This window comes from Rhodosalinus halophilus, from assembly GCF_003298775.1.
In the GTDB taxonomy this organism is placed as follows: Bacteria; Pseudomonadota; Alphaproteobacteria; order Rhodobacterales; family Rhodobacteraceae; genus Rhodosalinus; species Rhodosalinus halophilus.
Window position 1 is genome coordinate 154,045 of sequence record NZ_QNTQ01000008.1, and the last position, 15,626, is coordinate 169,670.

The 15,626-nt window shown below is 70.3% G+C and carries 18 protein-coding genes; 4 read left to right on the forward strand and 14 right to left on the reverse strand.

What is annotated here, in order from left to right:
- From DRV85_RS10155 to DRV85_RS10200, 11 genes are all read right to left on the reverse strand, one after another.
- Entirely contained in the window at positions 1–462 is a 462-nt protein-coding gene (locus tag DRV85_RS10155; protein ID WP_113289346.1) for a (2Fe-2S)-binding protein, read from the reverse strand.
- A gap of 77 nt (positions 463–539) precedes the next feature.
- A complete protein-coding gene (locus tag DRV85_RS10160; protein ID WP_113289347.1) occupies positions 540–1,160 on the reverse strand; it encodes a YitT family protein in 621 nt (206 codons plus the stop codon).
- A 97-nt stretch (positions 1,161–1,257) separates the two neighbouring features.
- Positions 1,258–2,475, reverse strand: coding sequence for an NADP-dependent isocitrate dehydrogenase (locus tag DRV85_RS10165; RefSeq protein WP_113289348.1), 1,218 nt, complete (start codon positions 2,473–2,475; stop codon positions 1,258–1,260).
- Between the two features lie 102 nt (positions 2,476–2,577).
- Positions 2,578–3,795, reverse strand: coding sequence for an MFS transporter (locus tag DRV85_RS10170; RefSeq protein ID WP_113289349.1), 1,218 nt, complete (start codon positions 3,793–3,795; stop codon positions 2,578–2,580).
- A gap of 57 nt (positions 3,796–3,852) precedes the next feature.
- On the reverse strand, positions 3,853–4,200 hold the full coding sequence (locus tag DRV85_RS10175; RefSeq protein WP_113289350.1) for a potassium channel family protein: 348 nt from the start codon (positions 4,198–4,200) through the stop codon (positions 3,853–3,855).
- Entirely contained in the window at positions 4,197–4,835 is a 639-nt protein-coding gene (locus DRV85_RS10180) for a DsbA family oxidoreductase (protein ID WP_113289351.1), read from the reverse strand. The genes DRV85_RS10175 and DRV85_RS10180 overlap by 4 nt, the downstream gene beginning before the upstream one ends.
- On the reverse strand, positions 4,822–6,348 hold the full coding sequence (locus DRV85_RS10185) for a class I adenylate-forming enzyme family protein (protein WP_113289352.1): 1,527 nt from the start codon (positions 6,346–6,348) through the stop codon (positions 4,822–4,824). The genes DRV85_RS10180 and DRV85_RS10185 overlap by 14 nt, the downstream gene beginning before the upstream one ends.
- Before the next feature lie 42 nt (positions 6,349–6,390).
- Positions 6,391–6,549, reverse strand: coding sequence for a hypothetical protein (locus DRV85_RS19165; RefSeq protein ID WP_158540141.1), 159 nt, complete (start codon positions 6,547–6,549; stop codon positions 6,391–6,393).
- Positions 6,550–6,735 (reverse strand): hypothetical protein, encoded by a 186-nt coding sequence (locus tag DRV85_RS10190; protein ID WP_113289353.1) that lies wholly within the window; start codon positions 6,733–6,735, stop codon positions 6,550–6,552.
- Between the two features lie 53 nt (positions 6,736–6,788).
- On the reverse strand, positions 6,789–6,908 hold the full coding sequence (locus tag DRV85_RS10195; protein ID WP_113289354.1) for an entericidin EcnA/B family protein: 120 nt from the start codon (positions 6,906–6,908) through the stop codon (positions 6,789–6,791).
- Positions 6,905–8,731 (reverse strand): extracellular solute-binding protein, encoded by a 1,827-nt coding sequence (locus DRV85_RS10200; protein ID WP_233495465.1) that lies wholly within the window; start codon positions 8,729–8,731, stop codon positions 6,905–6,907. Before DRV85_RS10200 ends, DRV85_RS10195 begins: the two co-directional genes overlap by 4 nt.
- Positions 8,732–9,027: 296 nt before the next feature.
- Between DRV85_RS10200 and DRV85_RS10205 the strand changes: the two genes are divergently transcribed.
- Together DRV85_RS10205 and DRV85_RS10210 are read left to right on the forward strand one after the other, a co-directional pair.
- The gene (locus DRV85_RS10205; protein WP_113289355.1) at positions 9,028–9,801 is read left to right on the forward strand and encodes a 3-hydroxybutyrate dehydrogenase; all 774 of its coding nucleotides are present in this window, start codon (positions 9,028–9,030) and stop codon (positions 9,799–9,801) included.
- A 91-nt stretch (positions 9,802–9,892) separates the two neighbouring features.
- Positions 9,893–10,933: a patatin-like phospholipase family protein gene (locus DRV85_RS10210; protein WP_113289356.1), complete on the forward strand. Its 1,041-nt coding sequence runs from the start codon at positions 9,893–9,895 to the stop codon at positions 10,931–10,933.
- A 4-nt stretch (positions 10,934–10,937) separates the two neighbouring features.
- On the opposite strand, the gene DRV85_RS10215 is transcribed toward DRV85_RS10210, so the two are convergent.
- Genes DRV85_RS10215 through DRV85_RS10225 form a run of 3 tightly spaced genes read right to left on the reverse strand, consistent with a single transcriptional unit; the run spans position 10,938 to position 13,570 of the window.
- The gene (locus DRV85_RS10215) at positions 10,938–11,672 is read right to left on the reverse strand and encodes a DUF502 domain-containing protein (protein ID WP_113289357.1); all 735 of its coding nucleotides are present in this window, start codon (positions 11,670–11,672) and stop codon (positions 10,938–10,940) included.
- A 57-nt stretch (positions 11,673–11,729) separates the two neighbouring features.
- Positions 11,730–12,674: a pseudouridine-5'-phosphate glycosidase gene (locus DRV85_RS10220; RefSeq protein WP_113289358.1), complete on the reverse strand. Its 945-nt coding sequence runs from the start codon at positions 12,672–12,674 to the stop codon at positions 11,730–11,732.
- Positions 12,671–13,570 (reverse strand): PfkB family carbohydrate kinase, encoded by a 900-nt coding sequence (locus DRV85_RS10225; protein ID WP_113289505.1) that lies wholly within the window; start codon positions 13,568–13,570, stop codon positions 12,671–12,673. Before DRV85_RS10225 ends, DRV85_RS10220 begins: the two co-directional genes overlap by 4 nt.
- Before the next feature lie 210 nt (positions 13,571–13,780).
- Here DRV85_RS10225 and rpsB point away from each other — a divergent pair, with 210 nt between their 5' ends.
- Positions 13,781–14,584: a 30S ribosomal protein S2 gene (rpsB, locus tag DRV85_RS10230; protein ID WP_113289359.1), complete on the forward strand. Its 804-nt coding sequence runs from the start codon at positions 13,781–13,783 to the stop codon at positions 14,582–14,584.
- An 88-nt stretch (positions 14,585–14,672) separates the two neighbouring features.
- Positions 14,673–15,548 (forward strand): translation elongation factor Ts, encoded by an 876-nt coding sequence (gene tsf, locus DRV85_RS10235; protein WP_113289360.1) that lies wholly within the window; start codon positions 14,673–14,675, stop codon positions 15,546–15,548.
- Positions 15,549–15,626: the final 78 nt, after the last annotated feature.

Sequence of the window (15,626 nt, forward strand, 5' to 3'; positions counted from 1 at the left end):
TCAGCCCTCCCGCAGCCGTGCCGCAGCCATGCGCACCGCCGCGCGCAGGCGCGGGTAGGTCGCGCAGCGGCAGAGGTTGCCGCCCATCGCGTTGTCGATATCCTGATCCGAGGGCTCCGGCACGTCGCGCAGGAAGCTCGCCGCCTGCATGATCTGCCCGGGCTGGCAATAGCCGCACTGCGCGACCTGGGTCTCGATCCAGGCGGCCTGCACCGGGTGCGGCGCCTCGGGCGTGCCCAGCCCCTCGATGGTGGTGATCTCGGCGCCCGCGGCGTCCGCCGCCCAGGTCTGGCAGGACCGCACCGCCATGCCGTCCAGATGCACGGTGCAGGCGCCGCACTGCGCGATGCCGCAGCCGTATTTCGTCCCCGTGAGGCCCAGCTCGTCCCTGAGCACCCAGAGGAGGGGCATGTCCTCCTCGACGTCGACCTCGTAGGTCTGCCCGTTGACCCGAAGCTCCATCCGCACGCTCCCGTCTCATGCGCGCAGGATGATAGCGCAGCGCCGCCGCGCGCCCAAACCTTCCCCTGCGGCAGGGGTCACGAGCGCGCGATGTAGCGGTCGCGCCGGTGGTTGACGGTGATGATCAGGTTGAGGATCGCCGCACCCACCAGCGACCAGAGCACCACCGGCCAGGGAAAGAGCGCGAGCGCCAGCGCGAAGACCCCGAGATCGAAGATCAGCTGCACCTGTCCCGCGCGCATCGTGCCGCGGTCCTGCAGCCAGAGCGCGACGATCCCCACCCCGCCCAGCGTGGCGCCATGCCGGAAAAGCGTGAGCAGGCCGGAGCCCGCCAGCACGCCGAAGAGCACGGCCGCCACCGGCGCGGGCACCGCGCCCAGCGGCACGGCCAGCGGCAGCGCCTCGACCAGCGCGCTCATCAGCGCGACGGCGGCGAAGGTCTTGATCGTGAAGCGCCAGCCCAGCTGCCGGATCGCCAAAAGGTAGAAGGGCAGGTTGAGCAAGAAGAAGACCGCGCCGAAGGGCCAGCCCGTGGGATAGCTCACCACCAGCGCAAGCCCCGCGATCTGCCCCGTCACGAGGTCGCCCGCCCGCAGCATCAGCACCGCCAGCGCGACCATGACCGCGCCCACCACGAGCCCCTGCGCATCTTCGAGCGGCGTGTGACGGTCGGGCGGCGGGGTGGAAAGAAGCTGCATCGCCGCCTCCTGGCGCGGGCGCCCGGCCCCGGCCGCCCGCCCTTTCAATGGTCCCCCAATACCCCGGGGGTCCGGGGGCAGCGCCCCCGGGCGGCGCTCAGGCCGCGCCGAGCGCCTTGTTCAGGTTCTCGTCCACCTTCTCGAGGAAGCCCATGGTGGTCAGCCAGCCCTGGTCGGGGCCCACCAGCAGGGCGAGATCCTTGGTCATGTGGCCCGATTCCACCGTCTCGACCACCACGCGCTCGAGCGTCTCTGCGAAGTGGCGCAGATCCTCGTTGCCGTCGAGCTTGGCGCGGTGCTTGAGCCCGCCGGTCCAGGCGAAGATCGAGGCGATCGAGTTGGTCGAGGTCTCCTCGCCGCGCTGGTGCTGGCGGTAGTGGCGGGTGACGGTGCCGTGCGCGGCCTCGGATTCCACCACCTTGCCGTCGGGCGTCATCAGCTGGCTGGTCATCAGGCCGAGGCTGCCGAAGCCCTGGGCCACGGTGTCGGACTGCACGTCGCCGTCGTAGTTCTTGCACGCCCAGACGAAGCCGCCGTTCCACTTCATCGCGCAGGCGACCATGTCGTCGATCAGCCGGTGTTCGTAGGTGATGCCCTTGGCCTCGAACTTGTCCTTGAACTCGGCGTCGAAGACCTCCTGGAAGAGATCCTTGAAGCGCCCGTCATAGGCCTTGAGGATCGTGTTCTTGGTGGACATGTAGAGCGGCCAGCCCATGCCGAGCGCGTAGTTCATCGAGGCCCGCGCGAAGTCGCGGATCGAGTCGTCGAGGTTGTACATCGCCATGGCCACGCCGGCGCCGGGCGACTGGTAGACCTCGCGCTCGATCACCTCGCCGTCCTCGCCCTCGAAGCGGATGGTGAGCTTGCCGGGTCCGGGCATGCGGAAGTCGGTCGCGCGATACTGATCGCCGAAGGCGTGGCGGCCGATCACGATGGGCTGCGTCCAGCCGGGCACCAGGCGCGGCACGTTGCGGCAGATGATCGGCGCGCGGAAGACCACGCCGCCCAGGATGTTGCGGATCGTGCCGTTGGGGCTGCGCCACATCTTCTTCAGCCCGAATTCCTCGACACGGGCCTCGTCGGGGGTGATGGTCGCGCATTTCACCGCGACGCCCACCTCCTTGGTCTTTTCGGCGGCGTCGACGGTGATCTGGTCGTCGGTCTCGTCCCGCGACTGGATCGACAGGTCGTAGTAGAGCAGATCCACGTCGAGATAGGGCAGGATGAGCTTCTGCTTGATGAAATCCCAGATGATCCGGGTCATCTCGTCCCCGTCCATCTCGACGATCGGGTTCTCGACTTTGATCTTGGCCATGCGCGGGTCCTCCGATGAGCGGCTTCGCGCGCCTTCTAGCGGAGGAATGCGCGGCTGAAAAGATGGTATGCGACGGTATACTGCCTTTTCGCCACCCGGCGGTCAGGCGCCCGCCGCGAGCCGTGCCTCGACCCGGCGCAGATGCAGCATCAGCGCAAGCGCCGCCAGCGCCATCGCGAAGATCCCCGTGGCCAGAGGCAGCGGCGTGCCGTCGAACATCAGCCCGACCGGAATCGCCAGCAGCACCGCCAGCACGGTCGAGACCGAGCCGATGATCGACGAGGCGAAGCCCGCGATGTGCCCGAGGGGCTCCATCGCCATCGCGTTGATGTTGCCCACGGTCAGCCCGACCTGGAAGAAGAGCGAGGTCTGCCAGATCACGAAGAGCGCGAAGAAGAGCGGATCGGGCGGCGCGGCGAGACTCACGCCGATCATCGCGCCCGAAAGCACGCATTGCGCGGCGAGCGCCGCGGTGATGAGAAAGCGCATCCCCAGGCGCATCACCAGCAGCGCGTTGAGCAGCGTGGCACTTCCCGCGACGACGGCCACGGCGCCGAACCAGAGCGGAAAGGTCGCGGCCCGGCCGAAGGTCACGTCGAAGACCGGCTGCACGCTCACCAGCATCGAGAACATCTGCCCGAAGACGAGCCCCTGCACGAGGATCGAGAGCCGCACCATCGGGTTCAGCGCGATCTCGGCCAGCGCAGCGGTCAGCGCGCCGAGGCGGAAGGGGCGGCGCATCTCGCGCGGCAGCGGCTCGGCGAGGCGCAGCGCCATCCACAGCGGCGCGGCGAGGCCGAAGAGCATGAAGGCCACGAAGATCGCCCGCCAGCCGGCGAGCGCGATCAGCCCCGCGCCGATCAGCGGCGCGAGCGCCGGCACCAGCGTGAAGACCATCATCACGAAGGACATGATCTGCGCCATGCGCCGCCCGGCGTAGAGGTCGCGCACGATGGCCACCGTCACGATCCGCGGTGCGGCAGCCCCCAGCCCCTGCAGGAATCGCGCGGCGAGAAGCATTTCGAGCGAGGGGGCGAGCGCCGCGATTCCCGCCGCGAGAATATAGAGCGCGAAACCGCCGAGGATCACCGGCCGCCGTCCCAGCGCGTCCGAGAGCGGCCCGGTGAAGAAGGTGCCCACACCCATGCCCAGCACGAAGACCGTCACCACGAGCTGCGCGCGGTTCACGTCCTCGGGCGTCAGGCTCTGCCCGATCTCGGGGAGCGCGGGCAGCATCGCGTCGATCGAGAAGGCGATGATCGCGAACATCATCGCCATGAGGGCGACGAATTCGGGCAGGGAGAGGCGGGCAGGGGGCATGCGGATCCTCGGGATGCCCCGGGCCGCTAGCACATCGCCGCGGGGGGAACCAGCCGCTCAGCCCTGCTTGTCGCCATCCCGCGGAGGGCGCTCTTCATGCCCGTGCCGCCAATGGCCGACCAGCCACTCGGTATGCTCCTGCCGCTTCTTCATCGCGAAGCTGCCGAACTGCTGCACCGCCACTACGAAGACGCTCAGCCCCAGGAAGATCATCACCGTGGTTCCGATCTTGCCCGCCGCTGTCGCGGGCACCAGCGAGCCGTAACCGACGGTCGAGAGGGTGACGACCGTGAAGAAATAGGCGTCGAGCCAGCTCCACCCCTCGACATAGCGGAAGAAGACCGTCCCGCTCGCGATGATGAGCACGAGCGTGCCGAGGATGGAAAGCGCGCTGAAGAGCCTCATTCCTTGAGCTTCTCCTGCATCTCGCCGATCACCTTGCGCCAGAGTTCGGTGGGCTGCGCGCCCGGCACGGCGTGCTGCCGCGCGACGATGAAGGTCGGCACCCCGGTCACGCCCATGTCCCGCGCGGCCTTGTCGCGGGCGGCGATCTCCTCGCGGTCGGCGTCCGAGGCCAGCAGGCGGAGAACCACCGAAGCGTCCATCCCCCGGGCATCGGCAATATCGGCCAGCACCTCGGGGTCGCCGATGTCGCGCCCTTCCCTAAAATAGGCGCGGAAAAGGGCCGAGACCACCGCGGTCTGGCAACCCTCGATCCCCGCCCAGTGGATCAGGCGATGGGCGTCCAGCGTGTTGGGCGTGCGCCCGATCCTCGACCAGTCGATCTCGAGCCCCGCCGCCTCGGCGTGCTCGGCGATCGTCGCATAGACCTCCGCGGCCTTCTCGGGGCCGCCGAACTTCGCCTCGAGATAGGCGTGGCGGTCCATGCCCTCCGCCGGCATCTCCGGGTTGAGCTGGAAGGGGTGCCATTCGATCTCGAAGGGGTGGTCGGGCTCTGCCTCGAGCGCGCGGTCGAGCTGCGCCTTGCCGATGTAGCACCAGGGGCAGATCGGATCCGAAATGATGTCAAGCTTGACCATGTGCGGCCTCCCATGTCTCGCGCAGGCGCCGGCGGGAGAGCTTCCCGTTCGGCCCCGTGGGCAGCGCCTCGGTGCGGATCCAGAGCCGCGGCTGTTTCCAACGCGCCAGGCGCTCGGCGGCGAAGGCGGAAAGCTGTTCCTCGTCAATGGACTCCGGTGCGGTGTAGAAGCAGGCGATGACGCGCACCTGGTCCTTGACCGCGACATCCGTGACCGCCAGCGCCTCGATGCCGGGGAAGGCCCCCAGCGCCGCCTCGACCTCGGCCGGGGCGACGCGCACGCCGCCCGCGTTCATCAGGTCGTCGGCCCTGCCGTGATAGGTGATCACGCCGCCTTCGTCCATCGCGCCGAGATCGCCGGTCAGGAACCATTCGCCCCTGAGCCGCGCCTCGGACGCCTCGGGCGCGCCCATGTAGCCCAGCATCAGCCCCGGATCGCGGCGCGCGACGGCGATGGTGCCGATCTCGCCCAGCGGCAGCGGCGCGTTGTCCGGACCGAGGATCGCGATGCGCCGCCCGGGCTGGGGCCGGCCCAGCGTCCCCGCCGGCGCCGGCGCTCCGGGCGCGGCGGAAATGAAGGTGGAGCATTCCGACATGCCGTAGGCTTCGTACAGGGTCGTGCCGGTGGCCCTTTCCCAGTCCGCGCGCGTGCCCTCGGTCAGCTTCTCGCCGGCCGAGAGCCCGTGCCGGAGCCGCGGGGCCCGCGTGTTCCCCCAATGCTTCAGGAGTTTCCTGTAAACCCCAGGCGACGCGGCGAAAATCGTGGCATCATGCCGCGACAGGAGCAGCGGCAGCGCAGCGGGGTCGGTGCCAGGCGCCGGGATCAGCGCCGTCGCGCCCACGCTCCAGGGGTCGAGCAGGCCGGTCCCCAGCGTATAGGTCCAGTTGAAGGCGCCCGCGTGCATCAGCCGGTCCTCTGCCGTCAGGCCATACCAGCCGTCATGCATCATGCGCCGCGCCCAGACGGCGCGATGCGCGTGCATCACCGCCCGCGGCGTCCCCGAGGTGCCGGAGGTGAAGACGACATAGGCCAGCCGCTCCGGGTCGCCCGTCGCGTAGTCGGCGGGCGGCAGGTCGCGCATCGCGCGCAGCTCCTCCAGCGGGATCCGCCGCGCCTCCGCCGGCGCGGCGAGCGCGGGGTCGTGCAGCATGGCGGCCGGAGAGAGCGCCTGCGCGAGGCGGGCCACCTCGGGCGCCGTGAGGGCGGCCGAAAGCGGCACGGGCACGATGCCGGCGGCCACCGCGCCCAGAAAGGCGATCGGGAAGTCCACGGTGTTGTCGAGCCGCAGCATCACCAGATCGCCGGGCGCGAGCCCCGCGCGCATCAGGCCCGTCGCCGTGCCCCGGACGGCGGCCTCGAGGCGCGCGTAGCTCCAGCGCTCGGCCCGACTGGGGCCGAGAACGGCGAGCGCGACCTTGTCCGGCACCTGCGCCGCGGGGGTGAGCACATGCGCCGCGAGGTTGAAGGGGGCGGGGCAGGGCGGCGGCGGCCCCTGATCGAAAACGGACAACATCGCCCCTTGCTAAGGAGCGCCACGTCGCGGCGCAAGGGCGCGTCAGCTGCGGCCCATCGGGCGGTCCGGCTGGCCCTCGTCGCCGAAGGCGTCGTCGTCGGCGAGCGGATCCTCGCCCTCGGGCACATGCCGCGCGCTCTTGCGGATGTTGGCGTTGTCGCGCGTCTCGTCCATCAGCACGTCCACGGGCGGCTCGCCCATCTACCATTCCGCCAGTTCGGCGCCGGCCACGGTGCGCTCCATGCCGGTTGCGCGGGCGATCGTGTCGATCACCGCCTCGCGGTCGCCCTCGAGCGCGAGAAGATCGGCCTCCCGCACCTCGGGCCAGCGTTCGGCGATGACGCGGGCGTAGGCAGGCCAGTCGGCGCGGATGTCGTTCCAGTCCATGAGCGGGCTCCCTCCTGTTGACATGCCAACGCCGCCCGCGCGCCGCCCGTTCCCTACCGGAACCAGCCCTCCACGGTGCGCGCGACGCCCGAGATGTCCTGCCCCACGCCGTCGATCGTGGCGCAGCCCGTCAGCGTCCCGACGAGCGCGAGGCTCGCAATCAGCCGGATCATTCTCCTGTCTCCTCGTACCACCATACATCCGGAAGAAAGCCCGCCCAGTCGCCGTAGACCGGAAGGCTCTCGGGATAGTGCAGCTCGTCGGCATGGGCGATGTAGCTGGCCGTCCACTGATAGAACGGGATCACGTAGCGCCCCGCCGTCAGCACGCGGTCGAGCGCGCGCGTCGCGGCGATGAACTCCTCGCGGCTCTGCGCGTTCAGCATCGCGTCGATCATCGCCTCCGCCGCCTCGGACCGCATTCCCATCCAGTTGCGCGAGCCCGGCGTCTCGGCCGCCTCGGCCGACCAGTAGAGCCGCTGCTCGGTCCCCGGCGAGAGCGAGAGCCCGACGCGGTAGGGCGTCATGTCGAAGTCGAAGGCGGTCGTGCGCTCGGTGTATTGCGCGTCGTCCACGGTGTTGATCGTCATGGCGATACCCAGCCGCTCCAGCGCGCGGGCGTAGATGTCGGCGATGGACTGATGCTCCTGCGCGCCCTGCCGGATCAGAAGCTCGAAAGCGAAGGGCGTGCCCTCGGCATCGACGAGCCGGCCGTCCTCGACCCGCCAGCCCGCCTCGCGCAACAGCCGCATCGCCCGGCGCAGCCCGACGCGGTTGCGCGTGGTGCCGTCGCTCTCGGGCAGGGCGTAGCCCTCGAGCGTGCCGGGCAGCAGATCGTCGGCGAAGGGCGCGAGCAGGTCGCGCACCCGCCCCTCGGCCGGGCCCGCGCGCATGCCCAGCACGGAGTTCGAGAAATAGGAGGTGATGCGCGGCTGCCGCCCGCCGGTGAGCGTGTCGTTGATGGCCTCGAAGTTGAAGGCGGCGATCAGCGCCTCGCGCACGCGCCAGTCGGCGAAGAGGTCGCGGCGCGTGTTCATCACGAAGCCCGTCATGCCCGAGGGCCGGCCGTGCGGGATCACCGATTTCTCGATCTCGCCGCGGCGCACCGCCGGGAAGTCGTAGCGCGTCTCCCAGGCGTCGAGGTTGAACTCGCGGTGCGCGGTGAGCGTGCCGGCCTTGAAGGCTTCGAAGAGCGCGGTCGCGTCGCCGAAATACTCGTAACGGATGGTGTCGAAGTTGTGCGTGCCGGCCCGGAAGGGCAGATCCGCGCCCCAGTAGTCGGGGTCGCGCTCGAGCTCGAGAAACCGGCCCGGCTCGAAATCGCCCACGACGTAGGGCGCGGTGCCGATCGGCGGCTCGGAAAGGCGTGCGGCGGCGAAGTCGCGCCCCTCGAACTGCGCCTTCTTGAGGATCGGCCGCAGGCCGGCGAGGAGCGCGAGCTCCGGGTTGTCGCGCGAAAAGGTGAAGCGGACCGTGCGCGGGCCCGTCGCCTCGGCCGTCTCGATCGCCTCCCAGAGCGCGCGGTAGCGGGGGTGACCCTCGGTGCCGAGGATCTCGTAGGACCACAGCACGTCCTCGACCGTCACCGGCGTGCCGTCGGAGAATCGGGCCTCGGGACGCAGGGTGAACTCGACCCAGGACCGGTCCGGCGCGGTCTCGACCGATTCGGCCAGAAGACCGTAAAGGGTGAAAGGCTCGTCCCAGCTTCGCCCAAGGAGCGACTCGTAGGCGAGGAAGCGCAACTGCCACGGCGCGGTGCCCGAGAGTGTGAAGGGATTGAGCGTGTCGAAGCCGCCGGTCTCTCCGAAGACGATTCGCCCGCCCTTGGGCGCCTCGGGGTTGGCGTAGGGCAGCGACACAAAATCCGGTGGGAGGGCCGGCTCGCCATACATAGCTATGCCGTGCTGCGGCGCCGCGAGCGCGGCACTGGCGGCCAGCGCGACACTCGCGCAGGCGCCTGCCGCCGCGTGGCGGAAACGGAAAATCATCGATCGCATTCGCGCAACACTGCTCGTGTGCCCTTGTTTTCTTGCCGCGCAAACTACCCCCGCGCCCAAGGTTTTTCAAACTTTTAGCTTGGCGCTCGGCGCGAGATTGCTTATAAAGGCCTCACTGCTCGATAGGTTTCTTGCCTGTATGAAACCTGCCTCAATAACTGAACGCCGGCCTTGTGCCGGCGTTTTTTTGTCCCGCGCTAGGGCGCTGACGCCGGGGCCGCCCCGCGCGGGCCTTGTCACCGCCGCCGCGCCTGCCATTCTCTGCCGCGACGCAGCGACACGGCAGGAGAGACATCATGGATCTGGCGGGCAAGACGGCGGTGATCACCGGCTCTACCTCGGGAATCGGGCTCGGCGTGGCGCATGAACTCGCCCGTGCGGGCGCGGATGTGGTCATCAATTCCTTCACCGATCGCGAAGAGGATCACGCCATCGCGCAGGAGATCGCCCGGACGCACGGGGTCGGGGCGCGCTACGTGCAGGCCGACATGTCGAAGCCCGACCAGTGCCGCGCGCTCGTCGAGGCCGCGGGCGCCTGCGACATCCTGGTGAACAACGCGGGTATCCAGCACGTCGCGCCGATCGAGGAATTCCCGCAGGAGAAATGGGACGCGATCCTCGCCATCATGCTCTCCTCCGCCTTCCACTGCACCGCGGCCGCGCTGCCGAAGATGCGTGACGCGGGCTGGGGCCGGATCGTCAACATCGCCTCGGCGCACGGGCTCACCGCCTCGCCCTACAAGGCGGCCTATGTCGCGGCCAAGCACGGGCTGGTGGGCCTGACCAAGGTCGCCGCACTCGAGACCGCGCGCGCGCCGATCACCGCGAACGCGATCTGCCCGGGCTACGTTCTGACCCCGCTGGTCGAGGACCAGATCCCCGACACGATGGAGAAATACGGCATGGGCCGCGAGGAGGTGATCGAGAAGGTCATGCTGGAGCGCCAGCCCTCGAAGGAATTCGCCAGCACCCAACAGATCGGGCAGACGGCGGTCTTCCTGTGTTCGCCCGCGGCCGACCAGATCACCGGCACGACGATCAGCGTGGACGGGGGCTGGACGGCGCTCTGACAGCCGGGAGAGGGGGGCTGTCTGCCCCCCTCGGCGGCTCGCGCCGCCTCACCCCCCGAGGATATTTGGGCCAAGAAGAAGGAACCCGCGGATGGCCGAGGTCCGGCGCATCAATCTCGCGCTGCAGGGCGGGGGCGCGCACGGCGCCTTCACCTGGGGGGTGCTCGACCGGATGCTGGAGGAGGACGGCCTCGAGATCGCCGGCATCTCGGGCACCTCGGCGGGGGCGCTGAACGGCGCTGCGCTGAAATCGGGGCTGATCGAGGGCGGCCCGGGTCGCGCGCGCGAGGTGCTGGCCGAGCTCTGGGGCCGGATCGGCGCGGCGGGGGACATGCGCATGCCGGCCTGGATGGCGGGCTTCCTGCCGGATCCGGGGATCCTGGCGAAGACGCTGGCCTATTCGCCGGCCTTCTCGGCCGCCGACGCGCTCTCGCGCGCGGTGTCGCCCTATGCCTACGGGCCCTTCTACCGCAATCCGCTGCAGCCTGTCGCGGAGGGGTTCAACTACGGCGAGGTCTGCGCCGAGGAAGGGCCGGCCTTCTTCGTCTGCGCGACCAACGTGCGCACGGGCAAGGTGCGGGTGTTTTCGGGCGGAGACATCGGACCGGAGGCGATCCTCGCCTCGGCCTGCCTGCCCACGCTCTTCCAGGCGGTTCCGATCGCCGATCCGGAGACAGGGGAGACCGAGCACTACTGGGACGGCGGCTACACCGGCAATCCGGCGCTCTTCCCGCTTTTCGCGCCCGAGCTGCCCGACGACATCGTCGTGGTCAACATCAACCCGCTCGAGCGCGACTCGGTGCCGGTGACGCCGCAGGAGATCCAGAACCGGATCAACGAGATCAGCTTCAACTCCTCGCTGCTGCGCGAGCTGCGCGCGATCGCCTTCGTGCAGCGCCTGATCGACGCGCACCGCATGCCGGAGGGCGCGATGAAGCGCGTCCTGGTGCACATGATCTCGGACGACGGGCTGATGAACCGGCTCTCGGTGGCCACCAAGCTGGTGCCGCTGCCGAGCGTGATTGGCGAGCTCTTCGAGGCGGGCCGGACGGCGGGGGACGCCTTTCTCGACGCGCACGGGCAGGATCTGAACGTCCGGCAGACGGTCGATCTGGCGGCGCTTTACGGCTGAGGGTTCATTCCGCGGCGCGCGGCGGGCCGACCACCACCGGCGGGCCGGCGGGATCGCGGGGGTTCGGATAGACGAGCCCCGCGGAGATCACCAGCTTGGCCGCGTCCTCGATCGACATGTCGAGTTCGATCACGTCCTCGCGCGGGAAGAACAGCAGGAAGCCCGAGGTCGGGTTGGGCGTGGTGGGCACGAAGACCGACAGCAGGTCGCCGCCGGTCTCGGCCTTGGCCGAGACCTCGCCGCGGGCCTCGGTCGAGATGAAGCCGATCGCCCAGATGCCCTTGCGCGGATACTGGATGAGACACGCCTTCTCGAAGCTGCGCTCGGACTGGGCGAAGACGGTCTCGGCGATCTGCTTGACGCCCGAATAGATCGACCGGACGACGGGCATCCGGTCCACCAGATGCTCGCCCCAGCGGATCAGCGCGCGCCCGATCACGCCCTTGGCCACCCAGCCGACGAAGACGGTGAAGAGCAGGAAGAAGACCACGCCGAGCCCGCGGATGTTGACCTCGGTCTCGGGGCCGAAGATCTGCTTGAAGATCTGCTCGGGCTGGTAGGCGTTGGGCACGAAGGGCAGCACGAAGCTGTCGATCCAGCCGATCACGGTCCAGATCAGCCAGACGGTCAGTCCCACCGGCGCGATCACCACGATCCCGGTGATGAAGCTCGCCCTCAGACCGGCCAGCAGGCCCGGCTTGCGTGGCGAGGGCGGATTGTCCTGTCTGGGTGCGTTCATCGTCCCCGTGCCGCTGTCGGCGGTCGCCGCGTAGAAGGTAGGGGCAAGCGGGACGCTCTACAATGGCCCGGCACGCGGCGGCGCGCCCTCTGCGCGCTGTCTGGCGATCTCCTGTGCAACGGCGGCGCCCAGCCGCGCGTTCGCCCGCACCAGCGCCGCGTTGGCCGCGAGCGTGCGGCCCTGCGTGAGCGCGCGCAGGCGGTCGAGCAGGGCAGGGGTCACGGCCTTGCCGGTGGCGCCCGCGGCCTCCGCCTCCCTCTGCGCCTGCGCGATGAGGCCTTCCAGTTCGTCGAGCGGGATCTCGGCCTCGGCCGGGATCGGATTGGCGACGAGCTGCCCGCCGGGGAGGCCGAGCCCGGCGCGCGTCAGATGGGCGCGGGCGATCTCTGCGGGCGCGTCCATCCGCAGCGGGGCGGCGAGGCCGCTCTCGCGCGCCCAGAAGGCCGGAAAGCCGCTCTGGCCATAGGCGATGACCGGCACACCGAGGGTCTCGAGCATCTCCAGCGTCTTGGGCAGGTCCAGGATTGCCTTCGCGCCGGAGGCCACCACCGTCACCGGGGTCTGGGCGAGCTCCTGCAGGTCGGCGGAGACGTCGAAGCTGCGCTCCGCACCCCGGTGCACGCCGCCGATCCCTCCGGTGGCGAAGACGGCGATGCCGGCGCGTGCCGCGGCGATCATGGTGGCCGCGACCGTGGTGGCGCCGGTTCCGCCGCGCGCGATGCAGACGGCCAGATCGGCGCGCGAGAGCTTGGCGATTCCCTCCGCCCGGGCGAGCCGCTCGAGCGCCTCGGCGTCCAGGCCGGCACGCAGGGTTCCGTCGATCACCGCGATGGTGGCCGGCACGGCGCCGCCCGCGCGCACCTCCTCTTCCACGGCACGGGCGAGGTCCAGATTGTCGGGCCAGGGCAGGCCGTGGCTGATGATCGTGCTTTCGAGCGCGACCACCGGGCGACCGGCGGCCAGCGCCTCGGACACCTCCGGGGCGAGAACGGGACCGCTCATGCCGGCACCTCGCCCGAGACATGCGTCGCGGCCGCGGCGAGTGCCCCGTCGAGGGCGGCGGCGGGCGCCGCGCCGCGCAATTCGGCCGCGACATGCGCGGCCATGAAGGCGTCGCCCGCGCCGGTCACGCGGGCGACGAGCACCTGCGGCGGCATCGCCGCGACAAGCCCCTCGGCCGAGCCGGAGCAGGCCGGGCGGCCGCCGTCGGTCACCACGGCGCGCTGCGCGCCGCGCTCGAGCAGGGCGCGCACGGCCGCCTCGGCGCTGTCGAGGGACCGGCCGGTCAGCAGCTCCGCCTCGGTCCGGTTGACGTAGAGCGTGGCGCGGCCGTGCCGGAGGAAGGGCATGAGGCGCTCGGCCTTGCCGGGCGAGGCAGGCGCCACGCGCAGATCGGCGCGGGCGAAGGCGGGATGGGTCGCGATCTCCTCGAGGAGCGTGAGCGTAAGGTTGCCGTCGAGCGCCACGGGCCCCTGCCAGGGCGCCTCCGGCGTGCCGAGCGGCCCCTCGGTCAGCGGGCGCAGGATGCGCGCGCCCGCGGCCTCGAGCGAATGTGCGTCGGCGATGGCGGCCACGAGCCCGCCCGCGCCCTCGATCGCCATGTAGCGGTCGGTAGGCAGATCCTCGGAGCGGTAGAGATGCGCGGTGTCGAGCCCCATCGCCGCGCAGGCGGCCACGAGCGCCTCGCCCTCGGTGTCGCGGCCGACCGCGGAAAGCAGGGCAGGGCGCAGGCCCAGCTGCGCGAGCGTGGCCGCGATGTTGAGCGCGACGCCCCCCGGCACCCGCGAGATCCGGCCCGGCACGTCCGCGCCGGGCGGCATGGCCGCGGGCGTGCGGCCGATCAGATCCCACAGGACCGAACCGATGCAGAGGATGTCGGGACGCGCGGCGGTGGTCATGGGCCTCTCATGGCGCGCCGGCGGCCGGCGTGCAAGCGGCAGGCGCATCGCGTTCCCTCTTGCGCGCGCGGGATCGAGCGTCTATGTGCGCGGCACTCATCCCGCAGGCAGGGGCCGGGCGGGCAGGGGAGACATCCCTGCGCCGTCCACCGGTTGAGGCGAAGGCCTTCAATTCCCCTGCCAAGGCGCAAACCGGAAAGGATACGCGACATGGCTCTTCCCGAGTTCTCCCTGCGTCAGCTTCTCGAAGCCGGCGTGCATTTCGGCCACCAGACCCAGCGCTGGAACCCGCGCATGGCCGAATTCATCTACGGCGCGCGCAACGGCATCCACATCATCGACCTGACGCAGACGGTGCCGATGCTGGACGCCGCGCTCAACGCCGTCCGCGAGACAGTGGCCAAGAACGGCCGCGTGCTTTTCGTCGGCACAAAGCGGCAGGCGCAGCGCCCGATCGCCGAGGCGGCCGAGAAATGCGCGCAGTACTACATGAACCACCGCTGGCTGGGCGGCACGCTCACCAACTGGCAGACGGTCAGCCGGTCGATCCAGCGCCTCAAGGAAATCGACGAGATGGCCGAGCAGGGCTTCGCCGGTCTGACCAAGAAGGAGCGGCTGGGCATGGAGCGCGAGCAGGCCAAGCTGCAGGCCTCGCTGGGCGGCATCCGCGAGATGGGCGGCCTGCCGGACATGCTCTTCGTCATCGACGTGAAGAAGGAGGCGCTGGCCGTCACCGAGGCCAACAAGCTCGGCATCCCGGTCGTCGCCGTGGTGGACACCAACTGCTCGCCCGAGGGCGTGGACTACGTGATCCCCGGCAACGACGACGCCGCGCGCGCCATCGCGCTCTACTGCGATCTGGCGAGCCGCGCTGCGCTCGACGGCATGTCGGCGCAGCTGGGCGCAGCGGGCGTCGATGTCGGCGCGCTGGCCGAGACGCCGGTCGAGGAGGCGGTCGCCGAAGGCGAGCAAACGGCCGAGGGCGCGCCCGCGGAGGAGCAGGCCCAGAGCTGAACCCGGGGCAGGGCGCCCGCGCGCCTGACACATCACTGATACGCGGCGCGGCTAGGCCGCTGCCGCACCATTCGAAGGAGAGCCCGAGATGGCAATCACCGCAAAGCAGGTGAAGGAGCTGCGTGAAATGACCGGCGCCGGCATGATGGATGCCAAGAAGGCGCTGACCGAGACCGACGGCGATATGCAGGCGGCCATCGACTGGCTGCGGACCAAGGGTCTCGCCAAGGCCGCGAAGAAGTCGGGCCGCACGGCGGCCGAGGGCCTCGTCGCGGTCAAGGTCGCGGACGGCAAGGGCGTCGCGGTCGAGGTCAACTCCGAGACGGATTTCGTCGCCAAGAACGCCGAATTCCAGGACTTCGTCTCGCAGGTCGCGGACAAGGCGATGGAGGCGGATGATCTCGAGGCGCTCAGCGCCGCGGATCTCGGCGGCAAGTCGGTGGCCGATACCCTGACCGACAAGATCGCCACCATCGGCGAGAACATGACCCTGCGCCGCATGGCGAAGGTGGAGGGGCCGGTCGTGGCCTCCTACGTTCACAACGCGGCCGCGCCGGGCATGGGCCAGATCGGCGTGCTCGTGGCGATGAAGGGCGGCGACGAGGCCTTCGGCAGGAAAGTCGCGATGCATATCGCCGCGGCCTCGCCGCAGGCGCTCAACGAGGCCGAGCTCGACCCGGCGCTGCTCGAGCGCGAGCGCAACGTGCTGACCGAGCAGGCGCGCGAATCGGGCAAGCCGGAGCAGGTCATCGAGAAGATGATCGAGGGCCGGATGAAGAAATTCCTCGGCGAGGTCACGCTCCTGGGGCAGGCCTTCGTGGTCGATCCCGACAAGACCGTGGCCCAGGCCGCCGAAGAGGCGGGCGCCGAGGTCGTGGCCTATGTCCGCATGGCCGTGGGCGAGGGGATCGAGCGCGAGGCGGAGGACTTCGCCGCGGAGGTGGCCAAGGCCGCCCAGGGCTGACAGGCCACCCCGCCGCACCCATCGGGGACCGCGCCGCCGAGGCGCGGTCCTTCGTCGCTCTGAGGGGCGGCTCGGACG

What these genes read in the sequence shown, in the direction of transcription:
- DRV85_RS10155 (WP_113289346.1), bottom strand. Translation starts at nt 462, where the DNA reads ATGGAGCTTCGGGTCAACGGGCAGACCTACGAGGTCGACGTCGAGGAG.
- DRV85_RS10160 (WP_113289347.1), bottom strand. Translation starts at nt 1,160, where the DNA reads ATGCAGCTTCTTTCCACCCCGCCGCCCGACCGTCACACGCCGCTCGAA.
- DRV85_RS10165 (WP_113289348.1), bottom strand. Translation starts at nt 2,475, where the DNA reads ATGGCCAAGATCAAAGTCGAGAACCCGATCGTCGAGATGGACGGGGAC.
- DRV85_RS10170 (WP_113289349.1), bottom strand. Translation starts at nt 3,795, where the DNA reads ATGCCCCCTGCCCGCCTCTCCCTGCCCGAATTCGTCGCCCTCATGGCG.
- DRV85_RS10175 (WP_113289350.1), bottom strand. Translation starts at nt 4,200, where the DNA reads ATGAGGCTCTTCAGCGCGCTTTCCATCCTCGGCACGCTCGTGCTCATC.
- DRV85_RS10180 (WP_113289351.1), bottom strand. Translation starts at nt 4,835, where the DNA reads ATGGTCAAGCTTGACATCATTTCGGATCCGATCTGCCCCTGGTGCTAC.
- DRV85_RS10185 (WP_113289352.1), bottom strand. Translation starts at nt 6,348, where the DNA reads ATGTTGTCCGTTTTCGATCAGGGGCCGCCGCCGCCCTGCCCCGCCCCC.
- DRV85_RS19165 (WP_158540141.1), bottom strand. Translation starts at nt 6,549, where the DNA reads ATGGGCGAGCCGCCCGTGGACGTGCTGATGGACGAGACGCGCGACAAC.
- DRV85_RS10190 (WP_113289353.1), bottom strand. Translation starts at nt 6,735, where the DNA reads ATGGACTGGAACGACATCCGCGCCGACTGGCCTGCCTACGCCCGCGTC.
- DRV85_RS10195 (WP_113289354.1), bottom strand. Translation starts at nt 6,908, where the DNA reads ATGATCCGGCTGATTGCGAGCCTCGCGCTCGTCGGGACGCTGACGGGC.
- DRV85_RS10200 (WP_233495465.1), bottom strand. Translation starts at nt 8,731, where the DNA reads ATGCGATCGATGATTTTCCGTTTCCGCCACGCGGCGGCAGGCGCCTGC.
- DRV85_RS10205 (WP_113289355.1), top strand. Translation starts at nt 9,028, where the DNA reads ATGGATCTGGCGGGCAAGACGGCGGTGATCACCGGCTCTACCTCGGGA.
- DRV85_RS10210 (WP_113289356.1), top strand. Translation starts at nt 9,893, where the DNA reads ATGGCCGAGGTCCGGCGCATCAATCTCGCGCTGCAGGGCGGGGGCGCG.
- DRV85_RS10215 (WP_113289357.1), bottom strand. Translation starts at nt 11,672, where the DNA reads ATGAACGCACCCAGACAGGACAATCCGCCCTCGCCACGCAAGCCGGGC.
- DRV85_RS10220 (WP_113289358.1), bottom strand. Translation starts at nt 12,674, where the DNA reads ATGAGCGGTCCCGTTCTCGCCCCGGAGGTGTCCGAGGCGCTGGCCGCC.
- DRV85_RS10225 (WP_113289505.1), bottom strand. Translation starts at nt 13,570, where the DNA reads ATGACCACCGCCGCGCGTCCCGACATCCTCTGCATCGGTTCGGTCCTG.
- rpsB (WP_113289359.1), top strand. Translation starts at nt 13,781, where the DNA reads ATGGCTCTTCCCGAGTTCTCCCTGCGTCAGCTTCTCGAAGCCGGCGTG.
- tsf (WP_113289360.1), top strand. Translation starts at nt 14,673, where the DNA reads ATGGCAATCACCGCAAAGCAGGTGAAGGAGCTGCGTGAAATGACCGGC.